At 60.5% G+C, this 17,829-nt stretch carries 21 protein-coding genes; 9 read left to right on the plus strand and 12 right to left on the minus strand.

Annotated elements, in window-relative coordinates; all coding sequences use genetic code 11:
* Positions 1-73 precede the first annotated feature (73 nt).
* Positions 74-562 carry a GyrI-like domain-containing protein gene (locus tag J7E36_RS19495; RefSeq protein ID WP_215006486.1) on the plus strand — a complete coding sequence of 163 codons (489 nt, stop codon included), beginning with the start codon at positions 74-76 and terminating at the stop codon, positions 560-562.
* Here J7E36_RS19495 and ada read toward each other — a convergent pair.
* From ada to J7E36_RS19520, 5 genes are all read right to left on the minus strand, one after another.
* Positions 526-1,599, minus strand: a complete 1,074-nt coding sequence (gene ada, locus J7E36_RS19500; protein WP_215006489.1) for a bifunctional DNA-binding transcriptional regulator/O6-methylguanine-DNA methyltransferase Ada — start codon at positions 1,597-1,599, stop codon at positions 526-528. The two genes, J7E36_RS19495 and ada, sit on opposite strands and share 37 nt — an antisense overlap.
* A gap of 88 nt (positions 1,600-1,687) precedes the next feature.
* A complete protein-coding gene (gene alkB, locus J7E36_RS19505) occupies positions 1,688-2,368 on the minus strand; it encodes a DNA oxidative demethylase AlkB (RefSeq protein ID WP_435304185.1) in 681 nt (226 codons plus the stop codon).
* Entirely contained in the window at positions 2,355-3,077 is a 723-nt protein-coding gene (locus J7E36_RS19510; RefSeq protein ID WP_231286404.1) for a 2OG-Fe(II) oxygenase, read from the minus strand. Before J7E36_RS19510 ends, alkB begins: the two co-directional genes overlap by 14 nt.
* Before the next feature lie 117 nt (positions 3,078-3,194).
* A complete protein-coding gene (locus J7E36_RS19515; protein WP_215006543.1) occupies positions 3,195-3,380 on the minus strand; it encodes a hypothetical protein in 186 nt (61 codons plus the stop codon).
* A gap of 15 nt (positions 3,381-3,395) precedes the next feature.
* Positions 3,396-3,698, minus strand: coding sequence for a DUF1883 domain-containing protein (locus J7E36_RS19520; protein ID WP_003182962.1), 303 nt, complete (start codon positions 3,696-3,698; stop codon positions 3,396-3,398).
* A gap of 201 nt (positions 3,699-3,899) precedes the next feature.
* On the opposite strand from J7E36_RS19520, the gene J7E36_RS19525 reads away from it, so the two are divergent.
* Positions 3,900-4,250, plus strand: a complete 351-nt coding sequence (locus tag J7E36_RS19525; RefSeq protein WP_215006496.1) for a hypothetical protein — start codon at positions 3,900-3,902, stop codon at positions 4,248-4,250.
* Position 4,251: 1 nt separating this feature from the next.
* On the opposite strand, the gene J7E36_RS19530 is transcribed toward J7E36_RS19525, so the two are convergent.
* Together J7E36_RS19530 and J7E36_RS19535 are read right to left on the minus strand one after the other, a co-directional pair.
* Positions 4,252-4,533, minus strand: coding sequence for a hypothetical protein (locus tag J7E36_RS19530; protein ID WP_215006499.1), 282 nt, complete (start codon positions 4,531-4,533; stop codon positions 4,252-4,254).
* Positions 4,534-4,648: 115 nt separating this feature from the next.
* Entirely contained in the window at positions 4,649-4,864 is a 216-nt protein-coding gene (locus J7E36_RS19535; protein WP_215006502.1) for a hypothetical protein, read from the minus strand.
* Positions 4,865-5,097: 233 nt separating this feature from the next.
* Between J7E36_RS19535 and galU the strand changes: the two genes are divergently transcribed.
* The 4 genes from galU (at position 5,098) to ahpF (ending at position 10,111) form a co-directional block, all read left to right on the plus strand.
* Complete coding sequence (galU, locus tag J7E36_RS19540) at positions 5,098-5,937, plus strand: UTP--glucose-1-phosphate uridylyltransferase GalU (RefSeq protein ID WP_003182953.1); 840 nt, start codon at positions 5,098-5,100, stop codon at positions 5,935-5,937.
* 362 nt (positions 5,938-6,299) lie between these two features.
* Complete coding sequence (gene gorA, locus J7E36_RS19545; protein ID WP_215006505.1) at positions 6,300-7,655, plus strand: glutathione-disulfide reductase; 1,356 nt, start codon at positions 6,300-6,302, stop codon at positions 7,653-7,655.
* Between the two features lie 207 nt (positions 7,656-7,862).
* Entirely contained in the window at positions 7,863-8,426 is a 564-nt protein-coding gene (gene ahpC, locus J7E36_RS19550) for an alkyl hydroperoxide reductase subunit C (RefSeq protein ID WP_215006508.1), read from the plus strand.
* A gap of 122 nt (positions 8,427-8,548) precedes the next feature.
* A complete protein-coding gene (ahpF, locus tag J7E36_RS19555; protein WP_215006510.1) occupies positions 8,549-10,111 on the plus strand; it encodes an alkyl hydroperoxide reductase subunit F in 1,563 nt (520 codons plus the stop codon).
* Between the two features lie 177 nt (positions 10,112-10,288).
* Here the strand turns inward: ahpF and gloA are convergent, their stop codons facing one another.
* Positions 10,289-10,810 (minus strand): lactoylglutathione lyase, encoded by a 522-nt coding sequence (gene gloA / locus J7E36_RS19560; protein ID WP_215006513.1) that lies wholly within the window; start codon positions 10,808-10,810, stop codon positions 10,289-10,291.
* Positions 10,811-11,004: 194 nt separating this feature from the next.
* Between gloA and J7E36_RS19565 the strand changes: the two genes are divergently transcribed.
* Positions 11,005-11,532 (plus strand): DUF4946 domain-containing protein, encoded by a 528-nt coding sequence (locus J7E36_RS19565; protein ID WP_215006516.1) that lies wholly within the window; start codon positions 11,005-11,007, stop codon positions 11,530-11,532.
* Between the two features lie 92 nt (positions 11,533-11,624).
* On the opposite strand, the gene J7E36_RS19570 is transcribed toward J7E36_RS19565, so the two are convergent.
* Positions 11,625-11,990: a histone-like nucleoid-structuring protein, MvaT/MvaU family gene (locus J7E36_RS19570; RefSeq protein ID WP_215006519.1), complete on the minus strand. Its 366-nt coding sequence runs from the start codon at positions 11,988-11,990 to the stop codon at positions 11,625-11,627.
* A gap of 298 nt (positions 11,991-12,288) precedes the next feature.
* The gene (locus J7E36_RS19575; protein WP_215006523.1) at positions 12,289-13,170 is read right to left on the minus strand and encodes a LysR family transcriptional regulator; all 882 of its coding nucleotides are present in this window, start codon (positions 13,168-13,170) and stop codon (positions 12,289-12,291) included.
* A 94-nt stretch (positions 13,171-13,264) separates the two neighbouring features.
* Between J7E36_RS19575 and J7E36_RS19580 the strand changes: the two genes are divergently transcribed.
* Positions 13,265-14,209: a DMT family transporter gene (locus J7E36_RS19580; RefSeq protein WP_215006527.1), complete on the plus strand. Its 945-nt coding sequence runs from the start codon at positions 13,265-13,267 to the stop codon at positions 14,207-14,209.
* Between the two features lie 250 nt (positions 14,210-14,459).
* A complete protein-coding gene (hppD, locus tag J7E36_RS19585; RefSeq protein WP_215006530.1) occupies positions 14,460-15,536 on the plus strand; it encodes a 4-hydroxyphenylpyruvate dioxygenase in 1,077 nt (358 codons plus the stop codon).
* A 129-nt stretch (positions 15,537-15,665) separates the two neighbouring features.
* Here hppD and rarD read toward each other — a convergent pair whose 3' ends face one another.
* Positions 15,666-16,550, minus strand: a complete 885-nt coding sequence (rarD, locus tag J7E36_RS19590) for an EamA family transporter RarD (protein WP_215006534.1) — start codon at positions 16,548-16,550, stop codon at positions 15,666-15,668.
* A gap of 123 nt (positions 16,551-16,673) precedes the next feature.
* Complete coding sequence (locus J7E36_RS19595) at positions 16,674-17,708, minus strand: aldo/keto reductase (RefSeq protein WP_215006537.1); 1,035 nt, start codon at positions 17,706-17,708, stop codon at positions 16,674-16,676.
* Positions 17,709-17,829: the final 121 nt, after the last annotated feature.

Here is a 17,829-nt window from a genome sequence, read left to right on the forward strand (position 1 = left end):
AATGGAGCGCCGCCGCTTGATCCTTGCAGCCAGAGGATTACCATGCGGCTTCACCCATCAAGGAGCCTGACGCATGGATGTAAAACTCAAGACCGTCGAACCCTTCAGCGTCGCCGGTCTACAGGTGCGCACCCGCAACATCGACGAACAGCAGCCCGATACGGCCAGGATCGGCCCCATGTGGCAGCGGTTCTTCACTGAAGGGCTGTTCGACACGATCCCGGCCCGGCAGTCGGAGTCGTTCGTCTACGGGGTGTATTCCAATTACGAGTCCGACGCCACCGGCCACTTCGATGTGACGGCCGGGGTCCAGGTCGACGCGACGAGCCCAGGCTACCCCGTCGTGGACATCGAAGGTGGCGACTACCTGGCGTTCTCAGCCAAGGGGCCGATGCCCGACTGTGTGATCGAGGCCTGGGGCCTGATCTGGGCGTATTTCGCCGACAACCCGCAAACGGTGCGTCGCTTCACCACCGATTTCGAGGTCTACAGCGGCCCCGAATCAGTGGTGATCTACATCGGCGTTCAGTCCCCCGATGAGCGCTCCAGCGCCAGCAACTGACGCTTACGCTCGACGCCCCAGCGATAGCCCGACAGGTTGCCGTCGCTGCGCACCACCCGGTGGCAGGGGATCGCCACCGCCAGGCTGTTGGCGCCGCAGGCCTGGGCCACGGCGCGCACGGCCTTGGGCAGGCCGATGCGCTGGGCAATCTCGGCGTAGCTGGCGGTGCTGCCGGGCGGAATCTCCCGCAGGGCTTGCCAGACCCTTTCCTGGAAAGCGGTGCCGCGCAGGTCCAGCGGCAGGTCGAGGCCCAGCGCCGGCGCCTCGACGAAGCCCACCACTTGGGCGATCAACTGTTCGAACGCGGGGTCGGCACCGATGAGATTGGCCCGGCGGAATTTATCCTGCAGGTCGCGCACCAACGCGTCCGGGTCATCGCCCAACAGGATCGCGCACACGCCACGCTCGCTCTGCGCCACCAGGATCGCCCCGAGGGAGCATTGACCAACGGCGAAGCGGATGTCGGTGTTCTGCCCGGCGGCGCGATAGTCGGTGGGCTTCATGCCGAGGACGTTGTCAGCGGCTGCATAGAAACGGCTGTTGGAATTGAACCCGGCGTCGTACAACGCTTCGGTGATGGTGCCGCCATCGGCCAGGCGTTCGCGCACCTTGCGCGAGCGGTGGGCGGCGGCGTACCCCTTGGGCGTCAGGCCGGTGATTGCCTTGAACACCCGATGAAAGTGGAAAGGGCTCAGGCCCGCGCTCTGCGCCAGTTCATTAAGCCCCGGCAGCACTTCGGCCGCCTCGATCTGCCGGCAGGCGCTGGCGATCCGTGCGGCTTGCTGGGCGGCAATCTGCGTCTGGTCCCGGGCTACGCGCTTGCTGGGACGATAACCGGCGGCTTCGGCCTGCTGCGCCGTGTCAAAAAACTCGACGTTGCGCGGGTTGGGCAGCCGCGACAGGCTGCTGGGGTGGCAATAGACGCCGGTGGTTTTCACGCCGTAGACGAATTGCCCGTCGGCGCGCGGATCGCGGGCGAGCACGGCGGCCCAGCGTGGATCCCGTTCAGCGGCAAGAGTGTTCGAAGTGCTGTTCATGGTCGTTATGTCCATTGGCCCGTTTTGCCTACAGTAGCGAGCCTGCAAGGCGACGACACTCCGGGTCTTGCGGTCGAATTCTGCATCTTCAGCCGGCGGTGCGGAAGGTCAGGTTGATCCGCTGGGCGCCCAGGTGCGGGTGCTGTCCTTCCTTGAGCGGCAGCACGCCGTGGTAACGCAACCGGTCGACGCCGCCCCAGACCACGATGTCGCCATGAAACAGCGGAATGCGCAGGCTCTTGTCGCTGCGTTCGAACCCGCCGAACTGAAACACCGCCGGCAGGCCCAGGGACATCGAGACGATGGGGGCGCTGAGGGCGCGTTCGTTCTTGTCCTGATGCAGCGACATCCGCGCCCCGGGCACGTAGCGGTTGATCAGGCAGGCATCCGGTTCGAAGCCTTCGAAGAGCGCCGCGCGGGCGGCAGCCTGGGCCAGCTCGCGGAACACCGCCGGCATGTCTGGCCAGGGGTGACCGGTCTGTGGATCGTCGGTCGTATAGCGGTAGCCGCTGCGGTCGGTGGTCCAGCCCAGTGCGCCGCAACTGGTCAAGGCAACCGACATGGTAAAGCCGCCGGGCGTAACCATCTGCCGGAACGGTGCGGCCTGCAACACCCTTTCCAGCGCCGGCAGCAAACGTTCCAGCCACGGCAGGGCGAACCCGCGCAGCACGAACGATTGCACGCCGATCTGCTCGGTCTGGCCGGGCGTGGTGGGGGCCTGGTCAGCGAACAGATCCAGGGTCACCGGCGTGTCATCACTGCGCATCATGAAAAATGATTCCCAAAGTGTGCCGGCGGCCGCTGTGCACGCAGCTGACGCCATGGCGCATGTTTACCCGATAATAACCGCGAACGCCCTTGACCGGTCGCTGATGCACGGCAAACACCACGGCATCGCCTTGTTTCAGATCGATGACCTGGGGCCGCGACTGCATGCGCGGGCGTTGCTCGGTCAGGACGAATTCGCCACCGGTAAAGTCCTTGCCCGGTTCCGACAGGAGGATCGCCACTTGCAGCGGGAACACCTGCTCGCCGTACAGATCCTGGTGCAGGCAGTTGTAGTCCTGCGGGCCGTATTGCAGCAACAGCGGGGTGGGGCGCTGTTGTCCGGCGGCGTGACAGCGTTGGATGAAGTCGGCGTGCGCGCCGGGGTATTGCACGCCAAGGCCCATGCATTCGTTCCAGCGGTTCGCCAGGGGTACCAGCAGTGGGTACAACGATTCACGCAGTTGCTGGACGGTATCGGGCAAGGGGTAGCGCAAATACTGGTACTCGCCGCGCCCGAATCCGTGACGGGCCATGATCACTCGGGAACGGAACAGCCCGGGCTGCGCATACAGGTCGCTGAGCTGATGGCATTGGGACGGCGACAACAGGTTGCGCAGGATGGCGCTGCCGTCTTGGTCGAGGTGACGTTCCAGGGTCGGTCGGTCAATTGCGTTGATGGAACGGGCGAGTGAATCTCGGGCAGGGGACATGGTGACCATCCTGAGTGCATAGGATGGGTCAGTTTGGCGGGTGTCCCATTGGGCGCCACCCCGGATCTTGCGCTGACAAACACTATCCGTGGCGACGGCACTCAATCGGGATGGGGGTTACAGCGCCTTGCTGACCTTGACGTCGCTGATCACTTCACCGGTCTTGCCATGCAGCGCCTGCAAGGCGGCCCTGGCTTCTTCCTCGGTGCCGGTTGCCAGTTGTGCGAACTCGAAGCGGCGTTCGTCGTTGAGCTTGTACTTGATGACGTATCTGGTCGTCTGGGCCACGGTTTTGCCTGTCATGACAGTGGGCGATGCTCAGCTCAGTTTCGAGCTGGAACGCCGGATGATTTTGATCTTGTGGGTCAGGGTCGGCTTGCGCGTGACGCTGATAGCCCGACGGTTGACGGTGTCGATGGTGATGTTCCAGAAACCGGTGCTCGGTGCAGTGATCCTGGCCGGGAACGTATCGAACGCACCGCCGTGATAGGTGTGCCGGCCGCCATTCTTGAAGCTGCGGAAGTTGGCGTCGTTCATCAAACGGATATTGCACATCTGCGAGCATTCGATAACGACGATGTCGTCTTCGTTCAGGTGCTCGCGCTGGTGAATGAATTTCATGGGCGCCTCCAGAAGGGCTTTTTCTACAAAATCAGAGCGATAGCATGGACAATGACGTGCAGTTTATCAGCCTCAAGGGGTAATATCCGGCCCGCGTCCCAGGCTTTGGTTATTTATCGCGGCAAGCGCAAAAAAAAGGCGGTGGGCGCTGGAGAAAAAACAGCGTTTGCACTGTCCGACGGTCTTTATCGGAGGAATCATATGAAGCGCAGCGTGTGGGTGTTGGCATTGGCTTTGGGTGGATGTGCATCCGTATCGGACATCAACCAGACGCTCCCCACCATGAGCGTGATCTCCGGCAAGAAACCCCACGAGTACGCCAAATGCATTGCCGAGCACCTGGCCGACAGCCGTGGGCCGCTGCAGATGGAGCCGCACAAGAACGGTGTTCGGGTGATCGTTCCGGGCAAATTGTCGAGTCTGCCGGCGGCGGTGTTCGACATTGACGAGCGTTCCAGCGGCAGCAGCATCAAGCTGCACGAAAGCATGTCCAATGTGCCGGTGCGTCCCGGCGATGTGCAGGACGCGGCCAACGCCTGTATTTCCGGCTGATCTATTTACACACCACCACGACACTGCGGCTGGTGTAGTTGCCGACGTCGACCCCCAGGGTCTTTTCGCTTTCCTTGGCCTGCGGCGTGCCATCGGTGCCGACGATGCGGTAACCGGTGCCGGCGCAGGAGGCATCGGCTTTTTCATAGCAGGTGGCCCAGGAGTTGGCTTCGCCCGAACAGTCGATGGAAAGGCCTTGCTCGCCGTTTTTCAGGTAGGTTTTTTCCGCCGAGGCACAGCCCGCCAGGGCCAGGACTGTAAACAGCGCCAGAAGTGTTTTCATGGGATCGTCATCGAGAAAGAAGGGGCAACCGAGAGGTTATAGCGAATGGCCATTTCGGTACAGCTAAACCAGCCTCGTTCAATGCCCGAGTGGCATTTACTTGAGGCCGGCCTGTTTACTTCTTGCGACGGGGGCTGCGCGCCGGGGCTGTCTCGCGTTCTTTCGTCGCCGGGGCAGCGCGTTCGTCCTGGAACACAGCAGCCACTTCCACCGCCATCGCCTTGGTAGGCAGGGGGCCGGCGACCTGCTCGCCGTGGTAGTTGATAATCCACCACTGGCCGTCCTTGTCCTGGCTGACCGAATAACCGTTTGCGTTTCTGGGTGCCGACATCTAGTTGCCTCATTGGCGTGATCAAGGCCGCCATGATACGCCAAATGCTCGCAAACAGCGCTCATGAGCGTACAGTGGGGCGCCGCAGCCATCGAAACGACAGGCGATTGAACTATCCGCCGTTTTTTATTTCTCTATGATGGCACCGGTTGGCCGGCGCGGGCATTGTAAGGTGCCCGCCGCCTGATTAGACTGCGCCGAAACTCGTACACACCGCCTTTCCAAGGACTTATATGATCAAGAAATGCTTGTTCCCAGCAGCCGGTTACGGTACTCGCTTCCTGCCAGCGACTAAAGCCATGCCCAAAGAAATGCTGCCGGTGGTGAACAAGCCACTGATCCAGTACGGCGTCGAAGAAGCCCTCGATGCGGGCCTGACGGAAATCTCCATCGTGACTGGCCGTGGCAAGCGCGCACTGGAAGACCATTTCGACATCAGCTACGAGCTGGAAAACCAGATCAAGGGCACCGACAAGGAAAAATACCTGGTCGGCATCCGCAAGCTGCTGGACGAGTGCTCGTTCTCCTACACCCGCCAGACCGAAATGAAAGGCCTGGGCCACGCGATCCTGACCGGCCGCCCGCTGATCGGTGACGAACCGTTCGCCGTGGTTCTGGCGGACGACCTGTGCGTCAACCTCGAAGGCGACGGCGTACTGACCCAGATGGTCAAGCTGTACAAGCAGTTCCGCTGCTCGATCGTGGCGATCCAGGAAGTCGATCCGCAGGAAACCAACAAGTACGGCGTCATCGCCGGCGAAATGATCCGCGACGACATCTACCGCGTCCACAGCATGGTCGAAAAACCAAAACCTGAAGACGCCCCGTCGAACCTGGCGATCATCGGTCGCTACATCCTGACCCCGGACATCTTCGACCTGATCGAACAGACCGAGCCAGGCAAGGGCGGCGAAATCCAGATCACCGATGCCCTGATGAAGCAGGCCCAGAATGGCTGCGTCATGGCCTACAAGTTCAAGGGCAAGCGTTTCGACTGCGGTGGCGCCGAAGGCTACATCGACGCGACCAACTTCTGCTTCGAGAACTTCTACAAGACCGGCAAGGCTTACTGATAGCCTGCGTCGCGCCTTGAAAAAAACGCCCCGACTGGTTCGGGGCGTTTTTTTTGCTGAAACTGGCCACACACACAGGCCCTTTGGGAAAAGATTTAGCGAAACGCGGCACCGCCGATGGACGCCAACAGATCACCACTGTGGGAGCGAGCCTGCTCGCGATGGCGGACTGTCTGAAACGGTGATGCTGAATGTGCCTTCGCAATCGCGAGCAGGCTCGCTCCCACAGGTTTTGGGTTTGACTGATCTCCATTCTCCAGTCCGACTGGTATTTCCATTTTCCGCCCCCATAACCATTCCATTCCGACGCTACGCTGGCGGGTAACAGCAGGTATGCTGATGGCCTGCTGAAGGAGATAGAAATGGCCTACGATTTTGACTTGTATGTGATTGGCGCCGGTTCCGGTGGTGTGCGCGCTGCGCGGTTCGCCGCCGGGTTCGGAGCGAAAGTGGCCGTGGCGGAAAGCCGCTACCTGGGCGGTACCTGCGTGAACGTCGGCTGCGTGCCGAAGAAACTGCTGGTCTACGGCGCGCATTTCGCCGAGGACTTCGAACAGGCCCCGGCTTATGGCTGGACGGCCGGCGCGGCGAGTTTTGACTGGGCCACTTTGATTGCCAACAAGGATCGGGAAATCAATCGCCTCAACGGCATCTACCGCAACCTGCTGGTCAACAGCGGCGTGGTGCTGCACGAGGGGCACGCCAGGCTGACCGGGCCCCATGAGGTCGAAATCAACGGTCAGCGCTACACCGCCGAGCACATCATGATCGCCACCGGTGGCTGGCCGGTCGTCCCGGAGATTCCGGGGCGCGAACACGCCATCAGCTCCAACGAGGCGTTCTTCCTCGAGGAACTGCCCAAGCGTGTCATCGTCGTGGGTGGGGGCTACATTGCGGTGGAGTTCGCCGGGATTTTCCACGGCATGGGCGCACAGGCATCCTTGCTCTATCGCGGCGACCTGTTCTTGCGTGGCTTTGACGGTGCGGTGCGCAAGCATCTGGCCGAAGAACTGACCCGCCGCGGCCTGGACCTGCAATTCAACGCCGACATCGAGCGCATCGACAAACTGGACGACGGCAGCCTCAAGGTCACCCTCAAGGACGGTCGTACCTTGCTCACCGACTGCGTGTTCTACGCCACCGGTCGGCGTCCGATGCTGGACAACCTCGGGCTGGAAAACACCGGCGTCACGCTGGATGAGAAGGGTTTCGTCCAGGTCAACGAAAAGTACGAGACCGCTGAACCGTCGATCCTGGCGATCGGGGACGTGATCGGTCGCGTACAGCTCACGCCGGTGGCCCTGGCCGAGGGCATGGCCGTGGCGCGGCGCCTGTTCAAGCCTGAGCAGTATCGCCTGGTGGATTACCGGATGATCCCCACTGCCGTGTTCAGCTTGCCGAACATCGGTACGGTGGGCCTGACCGAAGAACAGGCGCGGGAAGAAGGGCACGTGGTGCAGATTTTCGAAAGCCGTTTCCGGCCGATGAAACTGACCCTGACCGACTGCCAGGAACGCACCCTGATGAAGCTCGTTGTAGATGCCCAGACCGACAAGGTGCTGGGTTGTCACATGGTCGGGCCGGATGCCGGGGAGATCATCCAGGGCCTGGCCATTGCGCTCAAGGCCGGCGCCACCAAGCGTGATTTCGATGAAACCATCGGCGTGCACCCGACCGCCGCCGAAGAGTTCGTCACTATGCGTACCCCCTCCGCCTGATCTGCAGGCGCTGGCAGAGCTGCGATCGTTTCGCCTGAAAGGATCGCAGCCTGTTTCACTCATTCGCGCCTGCACAGATTTTTTCTATCTATACAGATTCCTGATAGCCAAAACCAATCATTCGCATGAGCTTTGCCAATGAGCCAGGCTGCGGATGAGTGGGTAAGATTCCTCCATCAACTTTTCAACCCTGACGGAGAAACATCGATGCCTATCATCAACAGCCAAGTCAAACCGTTCAAAGCGACCGCCTTCAAAAACGGCGCATTCGTCGACGTCTCGGACGCCGACCTGAAAGGCAAGTGGTCTGTCGTGTTCTTCTACCCAGCAGACTTCACCTTCGTGTGCCCAACCGAACTGGAAGACCTGGCCGACAACTACGCCGAATTCCAGAAGCTGGGTGTCGAGGTCTACAGCGTCTCCACTGACACTCACTTCGCCCACGCCGCCTGGCACAACACTTCGCCAGCTATCGGCAAGATCCAGTACACCATGATCGGCGATCCGACCCACGTTATCTCCCGCAACTTCGATGTGTTGATCGAAGAGGTCGGCTTGGCTGACCGCGGTACTTTCGTGATCAACCCAGAAGGCCAGATCAAGATCGTTGAAATCAACGACGGCGGTGTAGGCCGTGACGCTTCCGAGCTGCTGCGCAAGGTGAAGGCCGCTCAGTACGTTGCCGCTCACCCGGGCGAAGTCTGCCCAGCCAAATGGAAAGAAGGCGAGGCCACCCTGGCTCCGTCCCTGGACCTGGTTGGCAAGATCTGAGTCCATGCGTCATCCGAGGGCGATCAGCTCTTGATCAAGTAAGCCGCTTCGCCCTCAAAAACGCCCGGGCGAGATTCGCTCGGGCGTTTTTTTTCTGAATTCAAAAAATGGAAATCGCCCGTATGTTGGACGCCAATCTTAAAGCTCAGTTGAAGTCATACCTGGAACGGGTCACCCAGCCGATCGAGATCGTCGCCTCCCTCGACGACGGTGCGAAATCCCAGGAAATGCTCGCGTTACTCCAGGACGTTGCCAGTCTTTCCGACAAGATCACCTTGCTCGACAACGGCACCGATGCGCGCAAGCCATCGTTCTCGTTGAATCGCCCGGGAGCCGATATCAGCCTGCGTTTTGCCGGCATTCCCATGGGTCACGAATTCACTTCGCTGGTGCTGGCCTTGCTGCAAGTCGGCGGCCACCCATCGAAGGCCAGTGCCGACGTCATCGAACAGATCCGTTCGCTTAAAGGCGAATTCAGCTTCGAGACTTACTTTTCGCTGTCGTGCCAGAACTGCCCGGACGTGGTCCAGGCGCTTAACCTGATGGCGGTGCTGAACCCGAATATCCGCCACGTTGCCATCGACGGCGCGCTGTTCCAGGCCGAGGTCGATGAGCGCCAGATCATGGCCGTGCCAAGCGTGTACCTCAATGGCGTGAACTTCGGCCAGGGCCGCATGGGCCTCGAAGAAATCCTCGCCAGGATCGACACCAGCGGCATCGAGCGCCAGGCTGAGAAAATCAGCGCCAAGGATGCGTTTGATGTGCTGGTGGTCGGCGGTGGCCCGGCCGGTGCTTCGGCGGCGATCTACGCCGCCCGTAAAGGCATCCGCACCGGCGTGGCGGCCGAGCGTTTCGGCGGCCAGGTGCTCGACACCATGGCGATCGAGAACTTCATCTCGGTCCAGGAAACCGAAGGGCCGAAACTGGCCGTTGCCCTGGAAGAGCACGTCAAGCAATACGACGTGGACATCATGAACCTGCAACGTGCCGATGCGCTGGTGCCAGGCAAGGACGGTGCGCTGCACGAAGTCTGGTTCGCCAGCGGGGCAAGCCTCAAGGCCAGGACCGTGATCCTCGCGACCGGCGCCCGCTGGCGCGAAATGAACGTGCCGGGTGAGCAGCAATACCGCAACAAAGGCGTGGCGTACTGCCCGCACTGTGACGGTCCGCTGTTCAAGGGCAAGCGCGTGGCGGTGATCGGCGGCGGTAACTCCGGTGTTGAAGCGGCCATCGACCTGGCCGGTATCGTCGCCCATGTGACCTTGTTGGAATTCGATGTGCAATTGCGCGCCGACGCGGTGTTGCAGCGCAAACTGCACAGCCTGCCGAACGTGACCGTGATCACCAATGCCCAGACGACCGAAGTGACGGGTGATGGCCAGAAGGTCAACGGCTTGCGCTACAAGGACCGTCCAAGCGGTGACGTGAGGGACGTGGCGCTGGAGGGGATCTTTGTGCAGATCGGCCTGTTGCCTAACACTGACTGGCTCAAAGGCACGATCGAGCTGTCGCCGCGCGGTGAGATCATCGTCGACGCCCGGGGTGAAACGTCGATCCCAGGCGTGTTCGCTGCCGGTGACGTGACCACCGTGCCGTACAAGCAGATCGTGATCGCCGTGGGCGAGGGCGCCAAGGCCTCCTTGAGCGCTTTCGACCACCTGATCCGTACTTCAGCTCCGGCTTGAATAGTCGATAGCGGAAAAAACAAAACCCCGTGAGCCAATGGCTCATGGGGTTTTTTATTGGTTTTTCATACCCACCACCGAACCCTGTGGGAGCGAGCCTGCTCGCGATGGCGCCGGATCAGGCAATGGGGCCTCATCGCGAGCAGGCTCGCTCCCACAAGGAGGCCAAGGTGAGCTTTAGAGTGGCGCAGGCTGGATGATTTCTACCCAATAGCCATCCGGGTCCTTGATGAACGCGAGGCTTTTCATGCGGCCGTCGCTCAGGCGTTTCTGGAAATCGCAGCCCAATGCTTCGAAGCGCTCGCAGGCTGCGACGACGTCCGGTACCGAGATGCAGATGTGACCGAACCCGCGTGGGTCGGTATTGCCATTGTGGTAGGCAAACGCCGGGTCGCTTTCAGTGCCATGGTTGTGGGTCAGTTCGAGGATGCCGGGGATCGATTTCATCCATTCGGTACGCGCTGCGGCGTCCTCCGGGATCTGCTGCTTGTCTACCAGGGCCAGGAAGTACAGGCTGAATTCGGCTTCCGGGAAGTCGCGTTTCTCTACCAGCGAGAAACCCAGCACGCGGGTGTAGAAGTCCAGGGACTTGGTGATGTCCTTGACTCGCAACATCGTGTGGTTGAAGACAAATCTGGCCGTGGCGGCATCAGGTTGTGCGGTGACGCCAGGGAATGTATCGAGTTCGTGCAGGCTCATGGGCCCTCCGGAAAATAAGTGGGGCAAACGGCGTCGCAGCCATGCTGCGACGGTTGCTGGGCTTGCGTAAAACGGCTTCCTTGCAGGTGCGTCCATGATACGCAAGGGACGCGGCATCGCCAAACCACGCGTGGCTATTGCCTGGGGCTGCGGCGGGCTTCAGACTTTACGATTCGTCCTTGGGTGCCACTGCAATGATTCGACCGTTCCTCTCGCTGTTTGTCCTGTTGTTTGCCACCGTTACGATTGCTGGCGTCCAGGCGGACGAACCGCAGGTGGCGTGGCCCCAGGGCTGGGTCGTCGAACCGCTGCCCAGCGCTGTACCCGCGACGACAGGGCCTCTGCGTCAACGGGCGAGCAAAAACGATCCGGCGGGCAATGCGCTGATGGTCATGGAGCTGACCACCACCACCGTCGAGTCGGATCATCAGGTCAACTTGCAAGGTGTGTTGCTGGAAATGCGCAAATCCATTCAGAAGGATTTTTTCCAGGGCGGTTACCAAAGTGTCTGCAATAAAATCCATGCGTCCACTTTAGGTGGGATAACAGCATTGGAAACCACTTGCACGATCACGCAAAACGGGCGGCACGTACTGTCGCAGACTCTCGTCGTGGCACTTAATGGGGGCAAGGCTTACGTGCTGTCCTACGCGGGGCAGGCGCAGGTATTTGTTGAAAGCCAGGAAGAAGTACAGTCGGTACGAAACAGCCTGAAACTATAAGGTTTCCCGCGCAACAGCTGGATTAATCAAATAACTTTGACCCATAAAAAAGCCCTGATGGATTCAGGGCTTTTTTGCAGGAAGGTTGCTAATCAACCACGTAACCAGGAATCAACAGTGGCTGCGCCGTACTGTTCTTTCCAGGCCTTCAGGCCGCGGTGGTTGCCGCCTTTGGTCTCGATCAGTTCACCCGTGTGCGGGTTCTGGTAGACCTTTACCACGCGTGCACGGCGGGTCTTGGTGGGCTTGGTCGATTGGAGACTGGTCTTGGACGGAGTGGGCTCGAGGATAGCGACGATGTCCCGCAGGCCCTTGCCGTAGCTCTTCATCAGGCCCAGGAGCTTTTCTTCGAATTCGATTTCTTTCTTGAGCCCGGCGTCATTCTTCAGCGACTCCAGCTGCTTGAGCTGTTCCTGAAGGGCCTTTTCGGCTGCACGAAATTCAGCGAGTCTGGACAAAATCGTTACTCCAATCAGAATATTTGGCTGTATCAACCGCAAACAAAGCCATAAGCCAAGCGCCTTGCAGCGACTCGGTGATCAATGGCTCTCCTGCTATCCAGCACAGGTAAAAAAATTGTAGTAGTTAATCCAGAAAGTGTAAATCCTAACTTTTTCGCCATGTAACAACAGCGCAGGGTTGTATGCGCGAAGCGCTGACGTCAATGTCTCGGCGCTTGAAGAGTTAGCCTTTACGCTCGCGACCTCAAGAAGACTTGTACGCTAATCGGTCGGGCAAGTAGTTGATGTTGCAAAGTTAACCTCGTGGGCCCGCTGATGACTGCTTTGCCAGTTCTATAAACGCCAGGGTGGCCGGAGAAGCCTGGCGGCTGTCCAGTACCGCAAGGCCAACCTGGCGCGGAACTCGTGGCGTCAGTGGCCGTGTGACGAAGCCAGGGTTCTTGTGGTCCGGCAGCGAGCCTTCGGACACCACGCTCACCGCCTCGCCACGCCGGATGACATCCAGGGTGCTGAGCAATTGTGAACAGCGGTAGCGTACGTTCGGCACGAGTCGGGCGGCATTGAACAGGCGTGCAACCAGCTCGGACGATCCCGCCTCGGTGAGCACGAAGGGGTCGTCGCAAAGGTCCTTCAGGCTCAGGCTGGCCTGGGCAGCAAGAGGATGGTGGGTGGGCAACAGCGCGACCATCTGGTCCTCCATCAGCGCAAACGTATCGAAACGGTCCTCGGGGAGCACCACGAAGCCGACGTCGATCCGCCGCTCATCCAGCCATTGGATCACCTGCCTGTCCGGTCCTTCATCGATGTGCACTTCGATCCCGGGGTGCAAAGTGCGGTAGCGCTGCAGGATAGCGGGCAGCAACTTCATCGATGAAGTGGGCCCGAATGAACCGATGCGCAACGTGCCGGTGCGCATGCCCCGGGCATCGGCGGCTTCCTGGCGCAAGGTATTGGCCAGCCCGAGCATGGCCCGGGCCCGCGACAATAATTGCAGGCCAATGTCGCTGAGTTCCACCTGGGACTGATGACGCCTGAGCAGTTCCACGCCCAATTCCTGCTCCAGGGACTTGATGGCGTGGGACACCGCCGACTGGCTGATGCCCAGGCGCGTGGCTGCTGCAGTAAAACCGCTGAGCTCGGCGACGAGGGAGAAAATTTCCAGTTGGGTGAGGGTCATGAGGGAATGCTCATTTTACGATGATCAGGCATGAGGCGAACAATGCGGGATCTCAACCGTACACGGATTCGCGACTGATCACATAGGCTGGCCGATGAAAACCCTCGAACACGCTGTTCCGACCCCCTCCGACCTGCCGGTCTACCTGAAGCTCACCATGGTCACCATGATCTGGGGCGGCACTTTTGTGGCCGGCAGGATTCTGTCCGGCGCCCTGGCTCCGCTGCTGGCGGCGAGCCTGCGTTTTCTGCTCGCCAGCATCGCGCTGTTGCTGTTTCTCGCTCTGGCCCGGATCCCTCTGGTCAGGCCCACCCTGAAGCAAGGGCTGCTACTCGCCGGGCTGGGCTTCTTCGGCATCTTTTTCTACAACCTGTGCTTCTTCTATGGCTTGCAGTACATCAATGCATCGCGGGCCTCGTTGATCGTGGCCCTGAACCCGGCGGTGATCGGGTTGGCGTCCTGGTGGCTGTTCAAGGAGCGGTTGTCCGCGCTGAAAGTTGTCGGCATCGGGCTGTGCATCGGCGGGGCGGGGCTGGTGATTGTCAGCCGTGATCCGGCCCTGTTGCAGGATTCGGCGCGAAGCTGGATCGGCGATGTGCTGATTTTTGGTTGCGTGCTGGGCTGGGGCATCTATTCGCTGTTTTCCAAGGGCCTGAATGAACAACTTGGCCCGCTGCAAACCGTCACTTGGTCGATTCTGCTGGGCACGTTGATGCTGTGGCTGGCCTGCGCCGTCGGCGGTGAGGTACGTCTGGAAGCGTTACGCGGGCTGGACTTGAAGCAGTGGCTGAGCCTGCTTTACCTCGGCGTGTTGGGGTCGGCCCTGGCCTACATCGCCTGGTACGACGGTATCCGCCGGATCGGCGCGACCCGGTCCGGCGTGTTCATCGCGCTCAATCCGTTGACGGCGGTATTGCTGGGCGCATTGCTTCTGGACGAACGGTTCACGGCCTTGATGCGCCTGGGTGGCGGACTGATCCTGGTGGGCATTTTCCTGTGCAACAGACCCCTTGCGCGGACGCGGAGAAAGACGATTTGATACGCAAGGCGGACAAACCTGGTTACGCTGTGTAGAATCGATTTACGCATATAAGAATAACGTCTTCTGGCAGCAGAAGCCTCGCCCGCAAGAGCCTTGGGTCGACAATGAAGATACTTGGGTTTCAACTGATCTACGGCGACTTCCTCGCCCGCAGCGTTCGCGGCATTTCCTGCGCGCCACCGCGTGCCCTCAGCATGACTGGCAACTAACGTTTTTGGTTAATTGATTAGACTGATGAGGCGCCGACATGGCAGATCTATATGAAAACCCGATGGGCCTGATGGGCTTTGAATTCATCGAATTCGCGTCCCCGACCCCGAACACCCTGGAGCCGATCTTCGAGATCATGGGCTTCACCAAGGTGGCCACCCACCGCTCGAAGGACGTGCACCTGTATCGCCAGGGCGCGATCAACCTGATCCTCAACAACGAACCCCACAGTGTGGCGTCGTACTTCGCGGCCGAGCACGGCCCGTCGGTGTGCGGCATGGCGTTCCGGGTCAAGGATTCGCAACAGGCCTACAAGCGTGCCCTGGAACTCGGCGCCCAGCCGATCCACATCGAAACCGGCCCAATGGAATTGAACTTGCCGGCGATCAAGGGCATCGGCGGTGCGCCGCTGTACCTGATCGACCGTTTCGGCGAAGGCAGCTCGATCTACGACATCGACTTCGTGTTCCTCGAAGGCGTCGATCGCAATCCGGTGGGGGCAGGCCTGAAGATCATCGATCACCTGACCCACAACGTCTATCGCGGGCGCATGGCCTACTGGGCCGGCTTCTACGAAAAACTGTTCAACTTCCGCGAGATCCGTTACTTCGACATCAAGGGCGAATACACCGGTCTGACCTCCAAGGCCATGACCGCGCCGGACGGCATGATCCGTATCCCGCTGAACGAAGAGTCGTCCAAGGGCGCCGGGCAGATCGAAGAGTTCCTGATGCAGTTCAACGGCGAAGGCATCCAGCATGTGGCGTTTCTGACCGATGACCTGATCAAGACCTGGGACCAGCTCAAAGGCATCGGCATGCGCTTCATGACTGCGCCGCCGGACACCTACTACGAAATGCTTGAAGGCCGCCTGCCGAACCATGGCGAACCGGTCGAGGCGCTGCAATCGCGAGGCATCCTGCTGGACGGTGCTTCCGAACAGGGCGACAAGCGCCTGCTGCTGCAAATTTTCTCGGAAACCCTGATGGGACCGGTGTTCTTCGAATTTATCCAGCGCAAAGGCGATGACGGCTTCGGCGAAGGTAACTTCAAGGCGCTGTTCGAATCCATCGAGCGTGACCAGGTGCGGCGTGGGGTGTTGGCGACGGAGTAATCCGCAAGCCACATGGTTCTGTGGGAGCGGGCTTGCTCGCGAAGGCGGTGTGTCAGAAAACATCGATGGTGTCTGATGCACCGCCTTCGCGAGCAAGCCCGCTCCCACATTTATTGGGGCTGTACGCACTCAGCCCCTGCGCCGCTGCCGCATCAGGTGCTTGAACCCTTCGAACACCAGTACCGCCACGGCCGTCCAGATCGGGATGTACGTCAGCCACTCACCGGCCTTGATGCTTTCGCCCAACAGCAGCGCAACGGCGAGCAGCAGCACCGGCTCGACATAGCTCAACAACCCGAACAGGCCGAACGGCAACAGTCGGCTGGCGATGATGTAGGACACCAGCGCCGAAGCGCTGATCACCCCCAGCACCGGGATCAGCAGCGACAGCCATGGGTGCTGATCGAACACGTTGAAGCCTTGCTCGCCGCTTTGGACGAACCAGAGGGCCACAGGCAGCATCAGCGTCATGTCCAGCCAGAGCCCACCGAGGTTTTCAGTCTTGATGCGTTTGCGCAGGATGAAGTAGATCGGATAGCCGATGACCACCAGCAAGGTCGCCCAGGAAAACCCACCCACCTGATAGAACTCGTTGCACACGCCAAGGGTGGCGAAGAACACGGCGACTTTTTGCAGGTATGACAGGCGTTCGCCATAGATGATGCGCCCGGTCAGGACCATCGACAGCGGTAACAGAAAATACCCCAGCGACACGTCCAGGCTGTAGCCGTTGAGCGGCGCCCACATGAACAGCCACACTTGCGCGCCCATCAGCGCCGAAGACGCTATCGCGCCGATCAGCAGCCGTGGGGTGGCGACCAGGCGCCGAAGCAGTGCAGTGACCAGGTTCCAATCCCGTGACACCAGCATGAACACCGTCATGCAGGGCATTGTCAGCAGCATCCGCCAGCCAAAAATCTCAACGCCGGTCAGCGGCTTGAGCAGCGACGTGTAGTAGTACATGACGGCGAACAGCACGGAAGCCGAGACCGATAGAACGATGCCTTTGGACACTGTGGTTCTCTTGAGGGCGATCAATCAACCCAAACTGTTGGCTGGCAAGTTTATCAGGGGAGCAAGTTTGTGGGAGCAAGGCTGCCCGCGATGGCTACGCTGCGGTTTAACGGGCGAACCGCGTTATCGTTCATCGCGGGCAAGCCCTGTTCCCACAGGTACCCGCCCCGGCACGAAATGGCCCACATCATTGAACCCAGGCGTCGAGGCATGCCCCGGCGTCACCAGCGAATCGATAAAGGCTTCATCGTCCGCCGTGATCTTCACGGCCTGGGCTTTGGCGTAGGCGTCCCACTGTTCCTCCGTGCGAGGCCCGACGATGGCCGAGGTGACCGCCTGGTTGTTCAGTACCCAGGCGATGGCGAACTCCACGATGCCCACGCCCCGGCCCTGGGTGTACTGCTGGATCTGCTGGGCGATGCGCAGGGATTCGACCCGCCATTCGGTTTCCAGGATGCGTTTGTCCTGGCGACCGGCGCGGCTGTTGGCGTCCGGCGCGACGTCCGGAGCGTACTTGCCGCTGAGCACGCCTCGGGCGAGGGGGCTGAAGGGCACCACACCGAGGCCGTAGTGTTGCGCGGCGGTGATCTGCTCGGTTTCCGCCTGGCGGTTGACGATGTTGTACAGCGGCTGGCTGATGACAGGCCGGTCGATGCCCAGGCTGTCGGCGATCCGAATCACCTCGGCGATGCGCCAGCCACGGTAGTTCGACAGGCCCCAGTAGCGGATCTTGCCTTGACGGATCAGGTCGCCGATGGCCGACACGGTGACGTGCAGCGGAGTGCTGTGGTCTTCGCGGTGCAGGTAATAGATGTCCAGGTAGTCGGTGCCCAGGCGGGTCAGGCTGGCTTCGATGCCGTTGAACAGATGCTTGCGGCTCAGGCCGCTGCGGTTGGGCACGCCGTCTGGCGGGCCGAAACCGACCTTGGTCGCCAGCACCCATTCATGGCGGTGACGGGCGATCGCTTCGCCGACGATTTCTTCGGAGCGGCCGTTGGTGTAGACGTCCGCCGTGTCGATGAAGTTGATGCCCTGGTCCCAGGCTTTGTCGATGATCCGCAGCGAGTCCTCGGTGCTGGTCTGCTCGCCGAACATCATGGTGCCCAGGGTCAATGTCGAGACATGCAACCCGGAATGGCCTAGCGTACGGTAGCTCATGACAAGATCCTTTCATCCATGGGAAAGGCCCAATCAAACCCCAGAACAGGCGCACGGATCAAACACATTTATCAAACACCACAATCATGTGTGGGAGAGGGCTTCTGTGGGAGCAAGGCTT

The sequence above is a fragment of the Pseudomonas fluorescens genome (genome assembly GCF_018614775.1).
Lineage (GTDB): Bacteria > Pseudomonadota > Gammaproteobacteria > Pseudomonadales > Pseudomonadaceae > Aquipseudomonas > Aquipseudomonas fluorescens_BY.

Coding starts and splice junctions, on each gene's coding strand:
- J7E36_RS19495 (WP_215006486.1), top strand. CDS start 74: ATGGATGTAAAACTCAAGACCGTCGAACCCTTCAGCGTCGCCGGTCTA.
- ada (WP_215006489.1), bottom strand. CDS start 1,599: ATGAACAGCACTTCGAACACTCTTGCCGCTGAACGGGATCCACGCTGG.
- alkB (WP_435304185.1), bottom strand. CDS start 2,368: ATGATGCGCAGTGATGACACGCCGGTGACCCTGGATCTGTTCGCTGAC.
- J7E36_RS19510 (WP_231286404.1), bottom strand. CDS start 3,077: ATGTCCCCTGCCCGAGATTCACTCGCCCGTTCCATCAACGCAATTGAC.
- J7E36_RS19515 (WP_215006543.1), bottom strand. CDS start 3,380: ATGACAGGCAAAACCGTGGCCCAGACGACCAGATACGTCATCAAGTAC.
- J7E36_RS19520 (WP_003182962.1), bottom strand. CDS start 3,698: ATGAAATTCATTCACCAGCGCGAGCACCTGAACGAAGACGACATCGTC.
- J7E36_RS19525 (WP_215006496.1), top strand. CDS start 3,900: ATGAAGCGCAGCGTGTGGGTGTTGGCATTGGCTTTGGGTGGATGTGCA.
- J7E36_RS19530 (WP_215006499.1), bottom strand. CDS start 4,533: ATGAAAACACTTCTGGCGCTGTTTACAGTCCTGGCCCTGGCGGGCTGT.
- J7E36_RS19535 (WP_215006502.1), bottom strand. CDS start 4,864: ATGTCGGCACCCAGAAACGCAAACGGTTATTCGGTCAGCCAGGACAAG.
- galU (WP_003182953.1), top strand. CDS start 5,098: ATGATCAAGAAATGCTTGTTCCCAGCAGCCGGTTACGGTACTCGCTTC.
- gorA (WP_215006505.1), top strand. CDS start 6,300: ATGGCCTACGATTTTGACTTGTATGTGATTGGCGCCGGTTCCGGTGGT.
- ahpC (WP_215006508.1), top strand. CDS start 7,863: ATGCCTATCATCAACAGCCAAGTCAAACCGTTCAAAGCGACCGCCTTC.
- ahpF (WP_215006510.1), top strand. CDS start 8,549: ATGTTGGACGCCAATCTTAAAGCTCAGTTGAAGTCATACCTGGAACGG.
- gloA (WP_215006513.1), bottom strand. CDS start 10,810: ATGAGCCTGCACGAACTCGATACATTCCCTGGCGTCACCGCACAACCT.
- J7E36_RS19565 (WP_215006516.1), top strand. CDS start 11,005: ATGATTCGACCGTTCCTCTCGCTGTTTGTCCTGTTGTTTGCCACCGTT.
- J7E36_RS19575 (WP_215006523.1), bottom strand. CDS start 13,170: ATGACCCTCACCCAACTGGAAATTTTCTCCCTCGTCGCCGAGCTCAGC.
- J7E36_RS19580 (WP_215006527.1), top strand. CDS start 13,265: ATGAAAACCCTCGAACACGCTGTTCCGACCCCCTCCGACCTGCCGGTC.
- hppD (WP_215006530.1), top strand. CDS start 14,460: ATGGCAGATCTATATGAAAACCCGATGGGCCTGATGGGCTTTGAATTC.
- J7E36_RS19595 (WP_215006537.1), bottom strand. CDS start 17,708: ATGAGCTACCGTACGCTAGGCCATTCCGGGTTGCATGTCTCGACATTG.